Source organism: Mesobacterium pallidum (assembly GCF_019966535.1).
GTDB lineage: Bacteria > Pseudomonadota > Alphaproteobacteria > Rhodobacterales > Rhodobacteraceae > Mesobacterium > Mesobacterium pallidum.
Genome location: NZ_JAIMID010000007.1, coordinates 111,236 through 129,181 on the forward strand (window position 1 = coordinate 111,236; position 17,946 = coordinate 129,181).

Genomic DNA, 17,946 nt, shown 5'->3' on the forward strand with positions numbered 1-17,946 from the left:
GCCTCGGTGGCGTCATGAGCGGGCGCATTAGGGCGCCGTCCGCAGCCGCCTGCGCGATGTCACGCAACTGACGCGGGCCGAAACGCCGCTGCCGCCAAGCGCCTGGGCCCGCCGCGCAAGACAGGGAAAGCCGGCTGATCGCTCAGCCGGCTTTTTCGTCTGGTCGGTGCAGCGCCGAAAATCAGCCGTCGATTTCGGCCTGCGCCTCGGCCACGGCCGCTTCCCATGTCTCCAGCAACTCGGCCCCGCCCGGCACCCGCTCGGCGAAACCGGCGGCGATGCCGTCGTAAAGCCGCGCCTTGACCGCCTCGAACTCCTCTTGCGGCAGGTCGGCAAAGGTGTGCCCGCCGCTCGAGGCGACGAAGCCCTTGGACCCGGCCTCCCATTCGCCCACGACCTTGCCGTATTGCCGCGTCACGTCGCAGCCCGAATGGGCGTCGAGCGCCGCCTTGGCGTCATCGGGCAGGGCGTCGTAGCGCTGCTTCATCATGAAGACCATGCCGGTCGCACCGCCCAGGGGGACGTGCAGGTGGTCGGTCGTCACCTCGTTCAGCTTGAAGCCCGGGAACGCGGTGTAGGTCATGAAGGTGCCGTCCGCCGTACCCCGCTGCAGCGCCTGGTACTGGTCGGGCAGGATGGTCGACAGCGGCGTGCCGCCAAAGGCCGACACCACGGCCGAGGCGACCGGGCTGCCGACCATGATCTTCTTGCCCGCGAGGTCGTCCATGCTGGTGATCGGCGCATCCTTCAGGTGGATGCTCGACTGCGGGAAGGGGACGAAGAACAGCGGGTGGTATTCGTCGAACTCGTCGCCGAATGCGCCGTCCTCGTAGAGCTTGCAGAAGGCCATGGCGGCGGCCTCGGGCGAGCCCTCGATGAAAGGCGTGGTCGAAACCAGCGAACGCGGGAAGCGGCCGGGGTTGAAGACCAGCATGCCCCAGGCGATCTGCACCACGTCATCCATCGCCCGGTCGATGTAATTCGCCGGCCCGACCAGTGCGGGGCCGCTGCGCACGGTGATCTCGACCGCGCCGCCGGCATCGGCGTTCACGCCTTCGGCCCAGGGCGCCATGATCATCTTGTTGATCGGATGCTGCGGCACATTGCCGGTGCCGAAGACAAGGGTTTCCGCCGTGGCCGCGAAGGGCAGGGTGGCGAGGGCGGCCGCAAGGGCGCCGCCAAGTAACGTGGTTTGCATGTTTTTCCTCCCGGTGCGGGACCCCGGGCCGTTGGGCCGGGGTCCGTCGCTGGTAGCCTACCGCTGCCGAATGTGTTTGAAAATTTGATTGACTGAATAGGTTGGATTGATCCGGTGGATGTGTTGGCGGGTCAGTAGACCGCCAGGTCGCTGGCCAGGTGGACCTCGCCATCGAAGGTGCTGGCGACCCGCGCCGCATAGCCCCCGGCGGTGTCCGGCGTGATGAAGCCGGGGGCGAAATGCACCGCGACGACCCGGGACGCGCCCGCGGTCTGCGCCAGCGCGCCCAGTTGCTCGGGGCTCAGGTGATGGCCTGCGAGATGCGTGCGGATCATCTCGACCCGCGCCTCGGGCATGGCAGGGTTGGCGGCGCGGACACGGCTCATGGTCAGGTCAACATCCATCATCTCGCCCACCAGCAGGTCAGCGCCCTTGGCAAAGGCCTCGAGCCCCGCGCAGGGCCCGGTGTCGCCGGTAAAGACGATGGACCGCCCCAGCGCGTCAAAGCGCAGCGACAGCGACAGGTAGCCGGGCTGGCCGATTTCGGCCTCGGCCCGGTAATGGGTGTTCTCGCAGCAGGTGATGCGCAGGCCCTCGATCTCGACCACGTAGCCGGGCGTGATCTCGTGCACCTCGACGAAGTCGCGCGGATGCGGCAACCTCTGCCCCGGCACGCCAAAGCCGATCTCGGCCGGGACGTCGCAGGCGGCAAAGAGCCCGTTCAGGATCGCCGCCGTGCCGGGGGGGCCGTAGATCGCCAGCGCGTCCCTGCGCTGGGTCATCATGTTGAGCCCGAGGCAGGCGAAGAGGCTGCCGATATGGTCGAAATGGTGATGGGTCAGGAAGATCTCGCGCACGTCGCGAAACTCGATCCCCGCCCGTTTCAGCTGGCCCATGGCGCCCTCGCCGCAATCGACGAGGATGGGGCGCGTGCCATGCATCACCACATGGGCGGGCTGCGCCCGGTCCGGGTTCTGCATCGGCCCGCCGGCCGTTCCGAGGGTGATGAACTCTGGTCTTGATGACATGCCGCTTTCCTCCCGTCTGTGCATGGGGCGGGTCTAGCGGGCGGGCAGGTCATCGCAAAATTGCAACGCTGAATGGGGTTCATCGCTGGCGTCAATGCGCGGCCCAACCCCGACTTTAGGCGCATTGTTAAGACCAAGGTCGCTGTTAGCGTGGGGCCCGGAGGAGAGCGGCCCGCCCGGCCGCACAGAGGGAGGAGCCCCATGACAGACCCGACCCCCGACCATTCCGTGGTCGAGGCCCATATCCGTGGCCTCAAGCGGCGCGATTTCCTGCGCCTGTCCGCCGTGGCCGCCGGCCTTGTCGCCGGCAGCGCGCTGCTGCGCCCCGGTGCGGCGCTGGCCCAGGTGCCCGAGGGCATCGCCCACATGACCGAAGGCGAATACGCCGTCTGGCATCGCCTGATGCAGGTGCTGCTGCCGACCGAGGGTTCGACCCTCGTGCCGCCGCAGGACCTGCCGGTGATGCAGACCGTCGATGCCGGGTTCCTGGCCGGGATGCCGCCGCATGTGCTGGCGGTGGTCAAAGGTGGCGTTGCCTATTTCAACGATGCGGCCGAAGGACCGTTCGGCGCCAAGTTCGTGGACCTTTCCGATGCGGACGCCACCGCATGGTGTGACGCGCTGGCCAGTTCCGACGAGGCGCCGGCGCGGGGGCTGTTCTCGGCGCTGAAATTCCTTGTGGTGACAGCCTATTGGGCGATCCCGCCGGCCTGGGGGCCCATCGGGTTCGACGGTCCCGTGACCGAGGCCTGGGGCCTCGAGTACCAGGGCAACGCGCCCTTGCCGCAAGCATAAGGGGGGAAAGACCATGACGGAACATGCACAAGTGGCCGCGCGCGGCCTGACCGTGACGCAAGCCGCCGATGTCACCCCCGGCAGCACGCTGGACCTGACCGCCGACGCGGTGGTCGTCGGATCGGGGGCAGGGGGCGCCATCGCAGCCTATGAACTTGCCAAGGCGGGCAAGAAGGTCATCGTGCTCGAGGCCGGCCGCTACGTTTCGGCCGAGCAGTTGACCGAGATGCACGCGGTCACGCTGGGCACGATGTATGCCGACCACGGCGGCCAGTTCAACGCGCAGGGCGACATCAACATCCTGCAGGGCGCCTGCGTGGGCGGCTCGACGGTGGTGAACGCCGCGCTCTGCTTCCGAACGCCGGATTACTACCTGCAACGCTGGGGCGAGGAGTTCGGCCTGACCAACCTCACCACCGAGGTGCTGACGCCCTATTTCGAGACGGTGGAAAAGAACCTCTGGATCAAGGAAAACGCGCCGCACGAGACCTCGAACGGGGCCGAGCTGATCAAGACCGGGATGGACAAGCTGGGCGTGCCGCAGGGCATCGCGAAACGGAACGTCAAGGATTGCGCGCTGACCGGCTTCTGCTTTGCCGGCTGCAAGCCCGAGCGCAAGCAATCCATGTTGGTGACCTACCTGCCCTGGGCGCAGGCCTATGGCGCCGAGATCCACGCCGATACCCGCGCGGTCGAAGTGCTGACCGAGGGCGGAGTCGCAAGCGGCATCCGCGCCGAGGTGGTGAACCCCGACACCGGCGAAAAGGTGGCCGACATGACCGTGATGGCGCCCATCGTGGTCCTGGCGGCGGGGCCGGTCCAGACGCCGATCCTGCTGAAACGCAGCGGGGACCTGGCCAATTCCTCGGGCCAGGTGGGGCGCAACTTTGCCTGCCACCCGACGATCTCGCTGACCGCCGAGTTCGAAGAGGACGTGGACGATTTCCACGGCGCCACGCACTCGCTTTACATGGATCGCGACATCCTGCCGGACGAGAACGGGGTGGGCGGCTACATCCTGCTGAACGCGCTGGAACAGCCGGTCTTTGCCGGCAGCAGCCAGAACCCCGGCACCGGCAAGCCCTACGTCCAGTTCATGGAAAAGTACCGCAACACCGTGCGGCTGATCACGCTGGTGCATGACAAGAACAACGGCACGGTGGACTGGCAGGACGGGATCAAGACCATCACCTACGACGTGGACGACGAGGATTTCGAGGCGATGAAGGTGGGGCTGAAGACCAACGCCCATATCCTGTTCGCCTCGGGCGCCAAGTCGGTGCACATCCCCGCGGCGCTCTCCCGCGTGATCGAAAGCGACGACCAGGTCGACGCCATGATCGACACTCTGAAGAACGAGAAATCGCAATACCCCTATGTTTCGTTCCACCCGCAGGGGACCTGCCGCATGGGGGCCGACCCGGCCAGCACGGTGGTGGGGCCGAAGGGGGAGACGCATGACGTGCAGAACCTCTACGTGGTCGATGGCTCGCTGCTGCCGACCTCGATCGGCTACAACCCGTCCGAGACGATCTACGCGCTGGCGAATTACATCGCCGACCAGATCAACGCGGCCCATCCGGGCTGACGGGCACGGCTCAGGCGGCGGGCGCCTCGCGCCCCGCCGCGGCCAGCTCCGCGCGCAGGGTCTCTGCGCGCGGATCGCCCGCCTCGAGCGCCAGCACATGCGCCTGGGTCAGGAAGAACCAGCGTGCATCGCCCGACCTCAGCGCGGCGGCCTTGGCATAGAGGCCGACAAGCGCGCGATTGTCCCGTGCCGCATGGGCGGCAAGCAGGGCGGCGTCCAGCTCTTCGGCGCTCACGGCGCCATGCGCCCGGCCACCCAGGCGTGGAAGTTATGCGTCGGACCATCCATCGCCGGCGAAAAGCGCCCGCCGTCGAAATGCAGCCCGTGGCGGCCGCGCTGCATGCCCTCGACCACGAACACGTCCTCTTCGAAGACCGTACGCCACTGAACGGCGTTCGCGGCGCGCAGGGCCTCGTCGGTGTCGGGCCTGGCGTAAAAGATGTGCACGTGTTCCTCGGTCCGCTCCGGCCCCGAGGGGCGCAGCAGGATGGCAAAGGCGTGGTCGCGGTGCACGCCCAGCAGCACGTTCGGGTAGACGGCGAGGTACTCGGCCCCGGTCATCCACTGGTCGCTGAGCCCGTCGAAATCCGGGAAGATTGCGCCCTCCGGGCCGGTCAGCTGGCGGTAGACGGTCGAGCCCTGGCCGGAATTGTGGTCGGGCGTTTCGATATTGTAGTGATCCTCCAGCCGCGAGTAGCTGTTGAGGCCGGGATGGACCCAGGGCAGGTGGTAGCTTTCGCAGTAATTCTCGACCGCCAGCTTCCAGTTGGCGTTCAGCGACAGGGTGAAGTGGCTTTCCGGCCCGCCATGGTGCCAGTCGCGGTCGAACTCGGCCCATCGCTCCAGTACCGGGGCCATGGCCGTGTCGAAGGCGGGCGCCTGGCCCATCACGTCCACCCAGATCAGCCCGAACCGGCTGGCCGAGCGGATCTCGGTCAGGCCCAGCGTGTCGCGGTCGATAGCGGCGTGCAGGTTCTGCCCCGGCCCGCCTACGTGCGGGGTCGAGACCAGCCGGCCGTCGGTGGCATAGCACCAGGAATGGTACGGGCAGCGGATCGCGCCCTCGATCTTGCGCGGGGCATCCACGAGGATCATGCCGCGGTGGCGGCAGGTGTTCTGGAACACCCGCACCGCACCGTCGCGGCCCCGCACCACCAGCAGCGGCAGCCCGTCGAAATCCACCGGCAGCGCATCGCCGGGCTCGGGCACCTCGGCCTCGGCCACGAGACCCGCCCAGCCGTCGAACAGCAGCCGCGCGCGTTCGGCCGCATGGGTGGCCGGGTCGGTGTAATGCGCGTTGGGCAGGCCGCGGGCCTCGGCGAGGGGCGCGCGGACATGAGACAGGTCTGTGGGCGACATGGCGAACCTCGGGCAATCTGGCGTGATCATTCGAGATTAGGGAAATTGGCTGCGGGCGAATGCCCGAAGACGACATTCCGTGTCGCACCCGTGCCTCAGCGGAAGGGCGTGCCGACCATGAGCAGTTGCCTGTGGAAGGGCAGCAGGTCCTTCTCCTTCACATATCCGGCCTGGCGCGCGGTGCGCATCACCTCGGCCCGGTTGGGGCCGATGTATTCGTAGACCATGCGGCTGATGCGGTTGGCCGACAGACTTTCGGAGGCGGTCCGTGTGGCGTAGCCGACCCAGAAGTTGTTCTGGTAGGACGAGATCCGCGTCAGGTAGTTGAAGGTGAAGGTCACCGCCCCGCGCCGCGCGATCAGCAGCGACACGCCGCTGTCCTGCTGCAGCACGATGCCCCGGAACTCGCGCGTGGGGCCGGCCGTGGGCAACCCCTGGATGCGCATGGCGGACCGTGGCTCGTAACCCCGCACGAAGGTGCGCTCACCCACGCGGAACGCATGGATCAGCCCGACCACGTAGGAGTCGGGGTCCATGAACCCCGGTCGCGAAAAGCGGTACATGCCGCTGGGAAAGACGTCCGAGGGCACGCCGCGCGGCGCCATGCCGAGGAATTCCTTGACCTCGGGATGCGAGAACAAGTCGTCATCGGGGTGACGCAGGGACGCGACAGGTTCCAGCAGGATACGCGCATCCACGCCGAAATAGGCGCAGATCTTGTGCAGGACGTCCGGTCGCGGAAAGCTCTCGCCGCCGAGATACCGGTTGAACTGCGTTCGGTTGATCCCGAGCTCGCGACACAGGGCCGATATGGACGCGGCGTCCTGACACAAAACGCGCAAGTTGGCGCCGAACATGGATCGCAAATCCGCCGGGCTGGGTGAGTCGCTGGTGGCCATGTGTCTGGAATGAGTCCTGCAATGCTCGTGAGGGTGGATTAATATGCCTTCACCATACCCATGAATTGCAACCTTCGCAAAATGGATATGCTCATGACACTACTTGGCGTCAATGCTGACGTCAAACAGCGTCAGCCGACTCGGATTCCGTCACAAATCATCAGGTTCAAGTTCTGTGATGGGCCTTGTGCGATTTGCTTAAAGTGCAGGACAATTTTCGCATAAGGGGAAAGGACACCGTTATGATTGGAGTTGTGCTTTGGAGCGACGTCCAGGAACAGAAGGCCGTCATCTGGTGCGAAGACCACGGAAACCTTGCATTCTTTTCGAAGGGCAGCTGTGGGGCGCTGACGGGCCAGAGGCTGGATGCCGGGGACGTCGTGCAGTTCGACCTGCAGGAGGAGAGCCATCACAGGGTGGCACATAACCCCCGGTTGCTGGCCGAGGACGAGTTTCCGACGCTGGCCAGCGACCTGAGCCGGCACGGAAAGGCCGCGCGGGGAAAGTGTGAAAGGGTCGTGACCGGTTCGTGTTCGGATCTCGGCCAGCTCATCCATTTTCCGTCCGTCGAGGCCAGCCAGGACCAGGAACAAAAGCTGTCAGCCTGACTCGGGGTGCGCGGGACCATTCCCGGCCCCCGGAAACGACAAGATCGCGCCCCATGGCCCGGGACGCGATCCAATGGGGACAAGCCCCAAGGGCAGAACGGCGCGGCGCCCCCGAAGGCGGGAACGCGGGCCGGATCAGGTGCCGCGGGACAGGGCGGCGACACCGGTCCGGGCCGTCTCGCACAGGCCCAGCGGGCGCATGAGGTCGGCAAAGGCATCGACCTTTTCCGGGCTTCCGGTCAGCTCGAAGACAAAGCTGTCGAGCGTGGAATCCACCACCTTGGCGCGGAAGATATCCGCCAGCCGCAGCGCCTCGACCCGCTTTTCGCCTTCGCCCTGGACGCGGAACAGCGCCAGCTCGCGCTCGACCGCGGCGCCTTCGACCGTCAGGTCATGCACGTCGCGCACCGGCACGAGGCGCCCCAACTGCGCCTTGATCTGCTCGATCACCTGCGGCGTGCCGGTGGTGACGATGTTGATGCGGCTCAGGTGCCCCTTGTGGTCGACCTCGGCCACGGTGAGGCTTTCGATGTTGTAGCCGCGCCCGGAAAACAGCCCGATCACGCGGGCTAGAACCCCCGGTTCGTTCTCGACCAGCACGGCGAGCGTGTGCTTTTCCTCGACGTCCGAAAAGGTCGGGCGCAGGTTGTAGGCCGAATGCTTGGTCGAGCCCTTCTTGATGTGCAATGCGTTCATGGTCTCGTCTCCTTACACCAGCGCGGCGCCGGCGCCCTGGATGGCGTCTTCGGCCTTGTCGTCGCCCAGCAGCATCTTGTTGTGCGGCTCGCCCGACGGGATCATGGGGAAGCAGTTCTCGTGCTTTTCCACCAGGCAGTCGAAAATCACCGGGCCGTCATAGGCCAGCATTTCCTTGATTGCCTCGTCCAGATCGTCGGGGTTGTCGCAGCGGATGCCCTTGGCCCCGAAGGCATCGGCCAGCTTGACAAAATCGGGCAGGGCGTCGGACCAGGAATGCGAATAGCGCCCGCCATGCAGCAGGTCCTGCCACTGGCGCACCATACCCAGCCGTTCGTTGTTCAGGATGAACTGCTTGACCGGCAGGCGGTACTGGATGGCGGTGCCCATCTCCTGCATGTTCATCAGCCAGGACGCCTCCCCGGCGACGTTGATCACCAGTGCGTCGGGGTGGGCCATCTGCACGCCGATGGACGCCGGCACGCCATAGCCCATGGTGCCCAGCCCGCCAGAGGTCATCCAGCGGTTCGGGTCCTCGAAGCCGAGGAATTGCGCCGCCCACATCTGGTGCTGGCCGACCTCGGTGGTGATGTAGCGGTCCATGCCCTTGGTCAGCGCCTCGAGCCGCTGCACCGCGTATTGCGGCTTGATGGTCTTTTCCGAGTTCTTGAACTTCAGGCAGTTGACGGCCTTCCAGCCCTCGATCTTCTTCCACCACTTGGCCAGCGCCTCGCGGTTGGTCTTGCGCCCGCGCGCCTTCCAGATCCGCAGCACGTCCTCGAGCACATGGGCCACGTCGCCGACGATCGGGATGTCGGCGGGGATGACCTTGTTGATCGAACTGGGGTCGATGTCGATATGCGCCTTCTTGGAGTTCGGGCTGAACGCGTCGATGCGGCCGGTGATCCGGTCATCGAAACGGGCGCCGATGTTGATCATCAGGTCGCAGCCGTGCATCGCCATGTTGGCCTCGTAAAGTCCATGCATGCCCAGCATCCCCAGCCAGGACTTGCCCGAGGCGGGATAGGCACCGAGGCCCATCAGGGTCGAGGTCAGCGGGAAACCCGTGGCATCGGTCAGCTCGCGCAGCAGCTGGCTGGCCGCCGACCCCGAGTTGATCACGCCGCCGCCGGTGTAGAAGATCGGCTTCTCGGCGGTCTCGATTGCCTCGACCAGCTCCTGGATCGCGTCCGGGTCGCCCTTGACCCGCGGCTTGTAGTGGCTCGCCTCGACGACCTTGGCGGGGGGCGTGTAGGTGCCGGTGGCGAACTGCACGTCCTTGGGGATGTCGATCAGCACCGGGCCCGGACGGCCGGTGGTCGCCACGTGGAACGCCTCGTGCAGCCGCTTGGGCAGCATGTCGGTGTCCTTGACCAGCCAGTTCATCTTTGTGCAGGGCCGGGTGATGCCGACGGTGTCCGCCTCCTGGAAGGCGTCCGAGCCGATCAGGAAGGTCGGGACCTGCGCGGTCAGTACGACGACCGGGATCGAGTCGAGCAGCGCATCGGTCAGGCCGGTCACGGTGTTGGTCGCGCCCGGGCCCGAGGTCACCAGCACGACGCCGGGCTTGCCGGTCGAACGGGCATAGCCCTCGGCCGCGTGGATCGCGCCCTGTTCATGGCGCACCAGCACGTGCTGGATCTCGTTCTGCTGGAAGATCTCGTCGTAGATCGGCAGGGCGGCACCGCCCGGGTAGCCGAATACGACTTCCACGCCCTGGTCTTTGAGGGCCTGGACCACCATTTTCGCTCCGGTCATCTGACGTGTCATCCTGCGTCTCCGTATCTCGTCAGTATCGGCCCTCGGGCCGCTTGGGTCTCAGCAACAAAAAAGCCCCCGAGGGTCAGTCGGGGGCGCATGGGGTACCATTATGGATGTCCGGTTACCGGCCCATGCGCCTTTCTCCTACGATGATTACCAGTCGGGTCATTCCCGTGGGCTCCTTCGTGTTGCGTGCGCGACGTTACGGTCGGGGGCAGGGGGCGTCAACCGGCAAAGCGCGTCGTTTCCTGTCCTCAGGGCGTATTTTTCTTTGCAAATGTTGCGCGAAGGCGCCTGTCCTGCGACATTTTGCTTATCCGCCCCGGTGATTCCCTCCAGGGCCCGGACAATGACCCCGCGCCGCGAATCACGGCGCGGTGGCAAGACGCATGTCCGGCCGTGAGCAACCTGGCGGGTGCCTGACCTCCGTATTTTCACGTAGCTGTGCCGCGTAACGCGGCGAAATTTGCCACCGAAGTCAAAACTTTGGGCTGTCTTTGGTATTCCCCTGCGCCAGCGCGCAAGCTAGTGTGCCCGCACTGTAAACGATCCGCGCATTGCACGACGCGGTGCGTGAAAAAATTCTCGGGAGGAAACTCAATGGATCGTCGCTCATTCCTAAGGTCGTCCGCACTTGGCGGTGCGGCTGCCGCTGCTTCGACGCTGGCCGCTCCGGTCTATGCGCAGGGCAAGCGGACCCTGACCATGGTCACCACCTGGCCGCGCGGCCTTGCCGGCGTCTGGGACTCGGTCGAACGGGTCGCCAACTCGATGACCGAAGCCACCGATGGCCAGATCACCGTCGAGCCCAAGGCGGCCGGCGAACTGGTGGGTGCGCTCGAATCCTTCGACGCCGTCGTGTCCGGCCAGGCCGATATGTACCACGGCGCCGACTACTACTGGGTCGGTCAGCACCCGGCATGGGCCTATTTCACCGCCGTGCCCTTCGGCATGACTGCGCCCGAGATCATGACCTGGTACTACGGCCAGGACGGCATGGCGCTGCACCAGGAACTGGGCGAAGTCTTTGGCGTGCGCTCGTACATCGCGGGCCAGACCGGCGCCCAGGGTGGCGGCTGGTTCCGCAAAGAAGTGACCTCGGCCGACGATTTCAACGGCATGAAGTTCCGCATGCCCGGCCTCGGCGGCGAAGCCCTGTCCAAGCTGGGCGCTTCGGTCCAGGTTCTGCCGGGCGGCGAAATCTACCAGGCCCTGTCGACCGGTGCGCTGGACGCGACCGAGTGGATCGGCCCCTGGTCGGATGAAAAGCTGGGCCTGCAGGAGGTCTGCGACTACTACTACCCCGCCGGTTTCCACGAGCCGGGCGCGGCCCTGTCGGTCGGTATGAATCTCGAGGTCTTCGAGACCCTGACCCCGGCGCAAAAGAAGATCTACGAGATCGCCTGTGCCGACGCCCACCAGGCCAACTACGCCCAGTTCATCGCCAACAACGGCCCGGCGCTCGAGCGCCTCAAGGCCGGCGGCACCCAGATCAAGGAATTCTCGACCGACGTCTGGGAAGCCTTCGGCAGCGCCTCGATCGAGCTGCTGAATGGCTACACCTCGGATGACCTGTTCAAGAAGATCCATGACAGCGCCCAGGCGTCCATGCGGTCCTCCTCGGGCTGGCTCGAAGTGTCCGACAGCTTCTACGCGACCCAGCGCAACCGCGTGCTGTCGTCGATGTAAGCCGCAAGGCGTTTGACAAGCGGGCCGCGCGCGTTGCAGGACGCGCGCGGTCGACACGTTTTCCAGGGGGACAGGGCACATGGGCGACGCACTGTGGTGGTTCGTCAGCAACGTGGGCATGGGGTTCTACAACCTCGTCTACGCATTGACACATCCGACAAGCTGGCTGGACTGGTCCGACAAGGCCAACCTGATGCGCTTTATCTATTACGGCGCCTCGACCGAGCTGTTCTTTGTCGTCTTCGACATCGTCGTGGTGCTGACCATCTTCGGCATGGCCTTTCCGCGCATCATGTGGGGCTATGTGCGCGGGCTTGAAGGGCTGGCCAACACGGTCGGCCGCGCGGCGGCCTGGATCGGCCTGCTCATGGTGCTGCAACAGGTGATGATCGTGTTCCTGCAGTCGGTCTTCCGGCTGGGCGAATTGACGATTGCCCCCTTCGGCTTCGGCTTCACCCAGACCGTCGGCTGGTTCTCGGAAGAACTGAAGCTTTACAACGCCATCGTCGTCGCGCTTTGCGTGACCTATACCTTCGTGCAGGGCGGGCACGTCCGCGTCGACCTGATCTACGCGCCGGTCAAGTTCCGCACCAAAAAGATCATCGACATGTTCGGGTCGCTCTTCTTCATGGTCCCGGTGGCCGTGCTGATGTGGCTTTATGCCTGGTTCTTCCTGTGGCGCAGCCTGATCACGCCCAAGGTCTCGGCCAGCGACAAGCTGGACCTGATGGTGCGCAAGGCGTCGATCGTGAAGTGGAATGTCGAGACCATCGGCTTCTCGCCCAACGGCTTCAACGCCTATTTCCTCTTCAAGATCCTGATGTGCGCCTTCGTGCTGCTGGTCGGGCTACAGGCGCTGGCCTTCTTCTACCGCTCCTGGCTGGAGTTCTGGGAAGGCGAGCAGAGCGCGAACAAGCATCTCGACAAGGACACGCTCGGCGCGGGCGAAGAAGCCTACGAAGGCACCCATTAAAGGGCAGGGGACAGACTTATGCTATTCGGATTGGACGGCGTCGAGATCGGTCTGCTGATCGTTCTTCTCTGCCTCTTCGGGGGGATCCTGTCGGGCTTCCCCGTGGCCTTCGCCATCGGCGGCGCGGGCATCATCTCCTTCGGGATCATCGCCGCGCTCGACAGCGCGGGGCTGCTGATCCACCAGGCCATCGACACCAGCTCGCAGGCCTATAACGACATATTGGCGACGGGGGTGCACCGCGACGCGGTCTCGGTCTTCCGATATCCCGAGTTGCCACGCGTGGCCGAGCCGCTGTTCCCCGGCGGCTGGGAAATGGCGATGAACCGCAACCTGTCGTTCATCATCAACCGGATGAACGAACGGGTCTTCGCCGGCCAGTCGATCGAGACGCTGCTGGCCGTGCTGATGTTCGTCATGATGGGCATCGTGCTGGAACGCTCGAAGATCGCCGAGGACCTGCTGACCACCATGGCCCGCGTCTTCGGGCCGCTGCCGGGCGGTCTTGCCGTGTCGGTGGTGGTCGTGGGCGCCTTCCTGGCCGCCTCGACCGGCATCGTCGGCGCCACCGTGGTCACCATGGGTCTTTTGTCCCTGCCCACCATGCTGCGCAACGGCTATTCGCCCGAGCTTTCGACCGGCGTCATCGCCGCCTCGGGCACGCTGGGGCAGATCATTCCGCCCTCGATCGTGATCGTGCTGCTGGGCACCCTGGCCGGTGACCTCTATTCCACCGCGCAGGAGGCCCGCGCCCAGGCCGCCGGCTGCACCGATGCGCTGACCTTCCTGGGCCGTCCGGCCGTGGTTTCGGTCGGCACGCTGTTCCAGTCGGCCATGCTGCCGGGGATCATGCTGGCCGCGCTCTATGCCGGCTATGCCTTCCTCTACGCGCTCTTTAACCCGTCGCGCGCGCCCGCGGTCGAGATCGAGGCCGCCAACGGCGAGATCATCACCCGCGGCGAAAGCATGACCTGGTTCGTGCTGGTGCCCGTCGCCATCATCGCCGGGGTCATCGCGCTGGGGCAGGTCAACGTCGTCGGCAGTCAGACCGCGCATCTCGAGACCACCGGCGGCGCCGAACGGGTCGACATGCTGCGCACCAATGTGAACGAGCAATGCCAGGCCGCGATGATCGAGCTGCACGGGCAAGAGCGCTGGGATGAAAGCGTCCGCCTGCAGGCCGAGGTCGCGGCGGCCGTCGCCGCCGGCGAGGCCGCGGGAGAGGATGCCACGCCCGAGACCCACATGGTCGAGGCCGCGCCGGTCGGCGGCGGGGTTGCGGCCCTTCTGGTGATCTTCGCACTGGTGCTGGCCGTGGCGCGGGGCATCATGCCCTCCGCCTCGCCCCTGCCGCTGATGGTGGGCGCCGTCGGGCTTGTGCTGATGGCGCTGGTCGACTGGCTCTTCATCGCGCCGACGACCTCGTCGCTGGTCACCGTGCTGATCCTGGCGATCCCGCTGGCCATCGTGCTCTGGTCCTCGCGCGAGGCGGCGGCGCGGCTGGCGTCGAACGACCTGATCCGCGTGGTCTTCCCGCCGCTGGTGCTGATCGTGGCCGTCCTGGGCTCGATCCTTGGCGGCATCACCAACCCGACCCCGGCGGCAGCGCTGGGGGCGGCCGGGGCGATCATGCTGGCCGCCTACCGCAAGCTCAGGGACGAGGGCGGTTCGGGCAAGATCATCATCTGGTCGACCTTCGCCGTCATCATCATGATCCTCGCGGGCGTGAACTTCGACCTGCGGATCAACCAGCAAGAGGTGCCCTTCGAGACCTGGATCGCCTTCATCGTGGCCTTCGCGGCCTACTTGTTCGCCTTCTTCGGGCTGCTCTATGCCTGCTGGGTGCTCTACCGGACGGCCGTGCTGACACCGGTGGTGCGCGAGACGGCCAAGGTGACCTCGATGGTCTTCACGATCCTCATCGGCTCGCAGCTTCTGAACCTCGTGGTGATCTCCTTCGGGGGCGAGCATTACATCCAGCAATTCCTGCAAAGCTTCGATTCGGAGTTCAAGGTCTTCCTGATCGTGATGCTGGTGCTCTTCGTGCTGGGCTTCGTGCTCGACTTCCTCGAGATCATCTACATCGTGATCCCGATCGTCGGGCCGGTGATCTACGGCGGCACCTTCGACCCGAAATGGGTGACGATCATGATCGCGGTGAACCTGCAGACGTCCTTCCTGACGCCGCCCTTCGGCTTTGCGCTGTTCTACCTGCGCGGGGTGGCCCCGGCGAGCGTGACCACGGGCCACATCTACCGCGGGATCATCCCCTTCGTGCTGATCCAGGTCGTGGGGCTGGCCCTGCTGTGGTTCTTCCCCTCGATCGTCACGATCATCCCGGACCTGATCCCGAACTGACCTTACGGGGCGGGGGCGCCGCGCAGCGGCGCCCCCGCCCCCCGGGCGACGCCGCAGGCGGCGCAACCAAATCCTCAATCAAGTCGAGCGCGTCCGCGCGCTTTCATCCTGAAATCCGAGAGGTGACGCCCCTCTCGGGCGGCGTCCTTGCTGGCGCGGCCCGCAGCCTCCGGCGGGAGTATTTCAGGAAAAGTGAAAGGCCGGGCGCGCCCCGATCCGCGCTTCATTGTGCCACGAAACTCCGGGGAGGTCGTCATTGTCGCGCCATTGGTCCAAGAGACAATGGCGACGGGGCTGGCCCCTCGACCTGCCTGCGGAGCCACTGGCGCGAGCGGCCGGACCCTCGTGGAACGCCGTCAGCGCCGGGCGGGACGCGCGCCGGGAAGCGTGATGTTGGCGACCTGCTCGGCAATCGGGTCGGTCGAGAGCGGATGCGCCTCGGCCGCATAATCCTCGGGCTCGGTCATCGGCTCCCACCGGCCGTTGCGGTAAAGCTCGAGCCCTGAAAAGCCCGCCTTGTAACCCATCTTGGGCGAGCCCGGCACCCAGTAGCCGAGGTAGACGTAAGGCAGCCCGGCCTCGCGCGCGATCTCGACATGGTCGAGGATCACGTAGGTTCCGAGCGACTGACGCTGCAGGTCCGGCTTGTAGAAGCTGTAGACAAGGCTCAGCCCGTCCTCGAGCACATCCGTCAGGCAGACCGCGGTCAGCTCCTGGGTGTCGCTCTCGACATATTCCACCACGCGGGTGCGGATCGGCGTTTCCTCGATCATCGCGGCGAATTCGAACACATCCATGTCCGCCATGCCGCCATCGGCATGCCGGCTGTCGAGGTAGTCGCGGAACAGCGCGAACTGGTCCTCGGTCGCCCAGGGTGAGGTCGCCCGGCGGTCCAGTCCCGCGTTGCGCCGCCGCGTCTTGCGCTGGCTGCGGGACGGCTCGAACTTCGACACGTCGATCCGGGCCGAGAGGCAGGCCGCGCAATCGCTGCAGGACGGGCGGTAGAGCACGTTCTGCGAGCGCCGGAATCCCTGCCGCGAGAGCGTGTCGTTCAGCTTGTCCGCCGCCTCGCCCTGGAGCGCGGTGAACAGCTTTCTTTCCATCCGGCCCTCGAGATAGGGGCAGGGCTGCGGCGCAGTCACGTAGAACTGCGGGGCGATGGGCAGGGTGTGGCGCATGAAGGCTCGGTCGGGTCCTCTTTCAGCAGACGTTAGCAACAGGTCGCGGCGCCGCCAACCCCCTCTTTCCGAGCATGGTTCAGGCGCGCCAGAGGGGGGCGCGCCCGGTGGATCGTGGTAGATGCGGCAGGGGCGGATGGCCGGTCACAGCACCGATGCGCGCCTGTTCAGCACGACACTCGACAGGACCATGTCGGTCAGCCCCTGGCCGCGCGGGGTCAGCAGCATCATCAGCACCGACACCAGCTGCAGCGGCGCCACCGCGCAGCTGACATAAAAGCCGGCCGTGTGCAGAAAGGCCTGGCCGCCGTCGAACCGCGCACCGGTGGCGTCGCGGAATTCGATCGCCATCAGCCGCATGCCCAGCGTCGCCGAGCCGCCGGCGATGGTCGCGACCCGGTAGACAAATCCCACCACGGCCATCAGCGCGGGAAAGAAGAAGATGCCGGTGAAGGCCGTGAAGGGCAGCACCAGCGCCGAGATCACGGCGATCAGGGTCGCGTCGATCACGAAGGCCACGCCCCGCTTGATCGTCACCCCTTCGTAGAAGGCCGGCTGGATCTCGGGGTCGGGCAGGTCGGTATAGGCGGGATCGAAGGTCATGGTCTGTCTCATGTGGAAAGCCGCGGGCCCGGGTGCAACCCCGGGCCCGTCGTCCTGTCAGGCGTCTTCGCGGTCTTCGGCCTCGGTGCGGGCCTTGGAGGCCTGCCGGGCGCGGTCTTCCATGAACTGGTCGAACTCGGCCTTGTCCTTGGCTTCACGCAGGCGCTGCAGGAAGGCTTCGAAGTTCTCCTGCTCTTCTTCCAGCCGGCGCAGCGTATCCGCCTTGTAGGCGTCGAAGGCCGAGTTGCCCGAGCTGCGCGAGGCGTGGAAGCGCATCGAGGGGCCGTGCGAGGTGCGGGTGCGGCAGGATTTTCCGAACATCTGTTTGCTCCAGATCATGTAGAACAGAAGGGCGAGGCCAACGGGCCAGAAGAAGACGAAGCCCAGCACCATGGCGGCAATCCAGGCACCCTTGCCCTTGCTGTCAAGCCAGGCTTCGGTGCGGGAAAACCAACCCATGCGCTCGGTGGCGGGGGTATAGGCGGCGGTGGTCATCGAGGTCTCCATTTTGCTGTCCCTTTCGAGGGTGGATGTGAATTCCTTTCACATTGAGGAAGATGGGACCGGGTCATGCATCGCGCAAGGGGCGATGTGAAGTAAATTTACATTTTTCCTGGTTGTGTTTCGAAATCAGTTGGTTAGCAGAATATTTTCGCGGCCTCAGGCGGTGAAATCGGCCGGTTTCGCGCCCGTGAGCCCGGGCAAAAGGGCTGGGTTTATGGGAAACACGTGCCGCGGCGTGCCCGCTGCGGCCCAGACCACGTCGAACGCCAGTAGCCGCGGATCGATCCAGGCGCGGATCGGCGACAGATGCCCGACCGGGGCCACACCGCCGATGGCAAAGCCGGTCTGCGCGCGGATGAGCGCCGCATCGGCCTTGCCCAGCGACTCTCCGGCCACCTGCGTCGCGCGGGCATCGTCCACCTTGTTGCCGCCGGCGGTCAGGAACAGCACCGCCTCGCCGCTCGTCTCTCCGCGAAAGATGATCGACTTGGCGATCTGGTCGAGCACGCAGCCCACCGCATCCGCGGCCTCCTGCGCGGTCCGGGCCTGTCCGACCTCGCGGATATCCGGGGTCAGGCCGGCAGCTTCCAGCGCCGCGCGCACGCGCTTGAGGGATTTCGACATGGGCAGGTTCCTGTTCTTGCGCAGCGAAACTGGCGCGGGCGGCGCGGAAAGGCAAGCCATCGGGATGGGGGCACGGGAGGGATGT

General features: G+C 65.8%; 17 protein-coding genes. 6 read left to right on the forward strand and 11 right to left on the reverse strand.

Annotation, left to right across the window (positions count from 1 at the left end; translation table 11 throughout):
• Positions 1-181: 181 nt before the first annotated feature.
• Both MF270_RS12055 and MF270_RS12060 read right to left on the reverse strand, forming a co-directional pair.
• On the reverse strand, positions 182-1,198 hold the full coding sequence (locus MF270_RS12055) for a TRAP transporter substrate-binding protein (RefSeq protein ID WP_238366139.1): 1,017 nt from the start codon (positions 1,196-1,198) through the stop codon (positions 182-184).
• 131 nt (positions 1,199-1,329) lie between these two features.
• Positions 1,330-2,226, reverse strand: coding sequence for an MBL fold metallo-hydrolase (locus MF270_RS12060; RefSeq protein ID WP_238366140.1), 897 nt, complete (start codon positions 2,224-2,226; stop codon positions 1,330-1,332).
• Between the two features lie 201 nt (positions 2,227-2,427).
• Here MF270_RS12060 and MF270_RS12065 point away from each other — a divergent pair, with 201 nt between their 5' ends.
• On the forward strand, positions 2,428-3,021 hold the full coding sequence (locus MF270_RS12065) for a gluconate 2-dehydrogenase subunit 3 family protein (RefSeq protein ID WP_238366141.1): 594 nt from the start codon (positions 2,428-2,430) through the stop codon (positions 3,019-3,021).
• Between the two features lie 13 nt (positions 3,022-3,034).
• A complete protein-coding gene (locus MF270_RS12070) occupies positions 3,035-4,609 on the forward strand; it encodes an FAD-dependent oxidoreductase (RefSeq protein WP_238366142.1) in 1,575 nt (524 codons plus the stop codon).
• Positions 4,610-4,619: 10 nt separating this feature from the next.
• Here the strand turns inward: MF270_RS12070 and MF270_RS12075 are convergent, their stop codons facing one another.
• From MF270_RS12075 to MF270_RS12085, 3 genes are all read right to left on the reverse strand, one after another.
• Positions 4,620-4,844, reverse strand: a complete 225-nt coding sequence (locus tag MF270_RS12075; protein WP_238366143.1) for a hypothetical protein — start codon at positions 4,842-4,844, stop codon at positions 4,620-4,622.
• Entirely contained in the window at positions 4,841-5,968 is a 1,128-nt protein-coding gene (locus MF270_RS12080; protein ID WP_238366144.1) for an aromatic ring-hydroxylating oxygenase subunit alpha, read from the reverse strand. Before MF270_RS12080 ends, MF270_RS12075 begins: the two co-directional genes overlap by 4 nt.
• Before the next feature lie 95 nt (positions 5,969-6,063).
• Complete coding sequence (locus MF270_RS12085; RefSeq protein ID WP_238366145.1) at positions 6,064-6,867, reverse strand: helix-turn-helix domain-containing protein; 804 nt, start codon at positions 6,865-6,867, stop codon at positions 6,064-6,066.
• A gap of 185 nt (positions 6,868-7,052) precedes the next feature.
• On the opposite strand from MF270_RS12085, the gene MF270_RS12090 reads away from it, so the two are divergent.
• Positions 7,053-7,475 (forward strand): hypothetical protein, encoded by a 423-nt coding sequence (locus MF270_RS12090; RefSeq protein WP_238366146.1) that lies wholly within the window; start codon positions 7,053-7,055, stop codon positions 7,473-7,475.
• Between the two features lie 135 nt (positions 7,476-7,610).
• On the opposite strand, the gene ilvN is transcribed toward MF270_RS12090, so the two are convergent.
• Together ilvN and MF270_RS12100 are read right to left on the reverse strand one after the other, a co-directional pair.
• Positions 7,611-8,171, reverse strand: a complete 561-nt coding sequence (gene ilvN / locus MF270_RS12095) for an acetolactate synthase small subunit (RefSeq protein WP_238366147.1) — start codon at positions 8,169-8,171, stop codon at positions 7,611-7,613.
• Between the two features lie 12 nt (positions 8,172-8,183).
• Positions 8,184-9,941: an acetolactate synthase 3 large subunit gene (locus MF270_RS12100; protein ID WP_238366148.1), complete on the reverse strand. Its 1,758-nt coding sequence runs from the start codon at positions 9,939-9,941 to the stop codon at positions 8,184-8,186.
• Between the two features lie 591 nt (positions 9,942-10,532).
• Here MF270_RS12100 and MF270_RS12105 point away from each other — a divergent pair.
• The 3 genes from MF270_RS12105 (at position 10,533) to MF270_RS12115 (ending at position 14,952) form a co-directional block, all read left to right on the forward strand.
• Complete coding sequence (locus MF270_RS12105) at positions 10,533-11,621, forward strand: TRAP transporter substrate-binding protein (protein ID WP_238366149.1); 1,089 nt, start codon at positions 10,533-10,535, stop codon at positions 11,619-11,621.
• Between the two features lie 79 nt (positions 11,622-11,700).
• The gene (locus MF270_RS12110) at positions 11,701-12,594 is read left to right on the forward strand and encodes a TRAP transporter small permease subunit (protein ID WP_238366150.1); all 894 of its coding nucleotides are present in this window, start codon (positions 11,701-11,703) and stop codon (positions 12,592-12,594) included.
• Positions 12,595-12,612: 18 nt separating this feature from the next.
• The gene (locus MF270_RS12115; protein WP_238366151.1) at positions 12,613-14,952 is read left to right on the forward strand and encodes a TRAP transporter large permease; all 2,340 of its coding nucleotides are present in this window, start codon (positions 12,613-12,615) and stop codon (positions 14,950-14,952) included.
• Positions 14,953-15,308: 356 nt separating this feature from the next.
• On the opposite strand, the gene MF270_RS12120 is transcribed toward MF270_RS12115, so the two are convergent.
• The 4 genes from MF270_RS12120 to MF270_RS12135 all read right to left on the reverse strand — a co-directional run bounded on the left by MF270_RS12120 (position 15,309) and on the right by MF270_RS12135 (position 17,861).
• Entirely contained in the window at positions 15,309-16,130 is an 822-nt protein-coding gene (locus MF270_RS12120; protein WP_238366152.1) for an arginyltransferase, read from the reverse strand.
• 144 nt (positions 16,131-16,274) lie between these two features.
• Positions 16,275-16,733, reverse strand: coding sequence for an RDD family protein (locus MF270_RS12125; protein WP_238366153.1), 459 nt, complete (start codon positions 16,731-16,733; stop codon positions 16,275-16,277).
• A 57-nt stretch (positions 16,734-16,790) separates the two neighbouring features.
• The gene (locus tag MF270_RS12130) at positions 16,791-17,240 is read right to left on the reverse strand and encodes a DUF2852 domain-containing protein (RefSeq protein ID WP_238366154.1); all 450 of its coding nucleotides are present in this window, start codon (positions 17,238-17,240) and stop codon (positions 16,791-16,793) included.
• 153 nt (positions 17,241-17,393) lie between these two features.
• Positions 17,394-17,861, reverse strand: coding sequence for a YbaK/EbsC family protein (locus MF270_RS12135; protein ID WP_238366155.1), 468 nt, complete (start codon positions 17,859-17,861; stop codon positions 17,394-17,396).
• Positions 17,862-17,946 lie beyond the last annotated feature (85 nt).

Coding starts and splice junctions, on each gene's coding strand:
- MF270_RS12055 (WP_238366139.1), bottom strand. CDS start 1,198: ATGCAAACCACGTTACTTGGCGGCGCCCTTGCGGCCGCCCTCGCCACC.
- MF270_RS12060 (WP_238366140.1), bottom strand. CDS start 2,226: ATGTCATCAAGACCAGAGTTCATCACCCTCGGAACGGCCGGCGGGCCG.
- MF270_RS12065 (WP_238366141.1), top strand. CDS start 2,428: ATGACAGACCCGACCCCCGACCATTCCGTGGTCGAGGCCCATATCCGT.
- MF270_RS12070 (WP_238366142.1), top strand. CDS start 3,035: ATGACGGAACATGCACAAGTGGCCGCGCGCGGCCTGACCGTGACGCAA.
- MF270_RS12080 (WP_238366144.1), bottom strand. CDS start 5,968: ATGTCGCCCACAGACCTGTCTCATGTCCGCGCGCCCCTCGCCGAGGCC.
- MF270_RS12085 (WP_238366145.1), bottom strand. CDS start 6,867: ATGGCCACCAGCGACTCACCCAGCCCGGCGGATTTGCGATCCATGTTC.
- ilvN (WP_238366147.1), bottom strand. CDS start 8,171: ATGAACGCATTGCACATCAAGAAGGGCTCGACCAAGCATTCGGCCTAC.
- MF270_RS12100 (WP_238366148.1), bottom strand. CDS start 9,941: ATGACACGTCAGATGACCGGAGCGAAAATGGTGGTCCAGGCCCTCAAA.
- MF270_RS12105 (WP_238366149.1), top strand. CDS start 10,533: ATGGATCGTCGCTCATTCCTAAGGTCGTCCGCACTTGGCGGTGCGGCT.
- MF270_RS12110 (WP_238366150.1), top strand. CDS start 11,701: ATGGGCGACGCACTGTGGTGGTTCGTCAGCAACGTGGGCATGGGGTTC.
- MF270_RS12115 (WP_238366151.1), top strand. CDS start 12,613: ATGCTATTCGGATTGGACGGCGTCGAGATCGGTCTGCTGATCGTTCTT.
- MF270_RS12120 (WP_238366152.1), bottom strand. CDS start 16,130: ATGCGCCACACCCTGCCCATCGCCCCGCAGTTCTACGTGACTGCGCCG.
- MF270_RS12125 (WP_238366153.1), bottom strand. CDS start 16,733: ATGACCTTCGATCCCGCCTATACCGACCTGCCCGACCCCGAGATCCAG.
- MF270_RS12130 (WP_238366154.1), bottom strand. CDS start 17,240: ATGGAGACCTCGATGACCACCGCCGCCTATACCCCCGCCACCGAGCGC.
- MF270_RS12135 (WP_238366155.1), bottom strand. CDS start 17,861: ATGTCGAAATCCCTCAAGCGCGTGCGCGCGGCGCTGGAAGCTGCCGGC.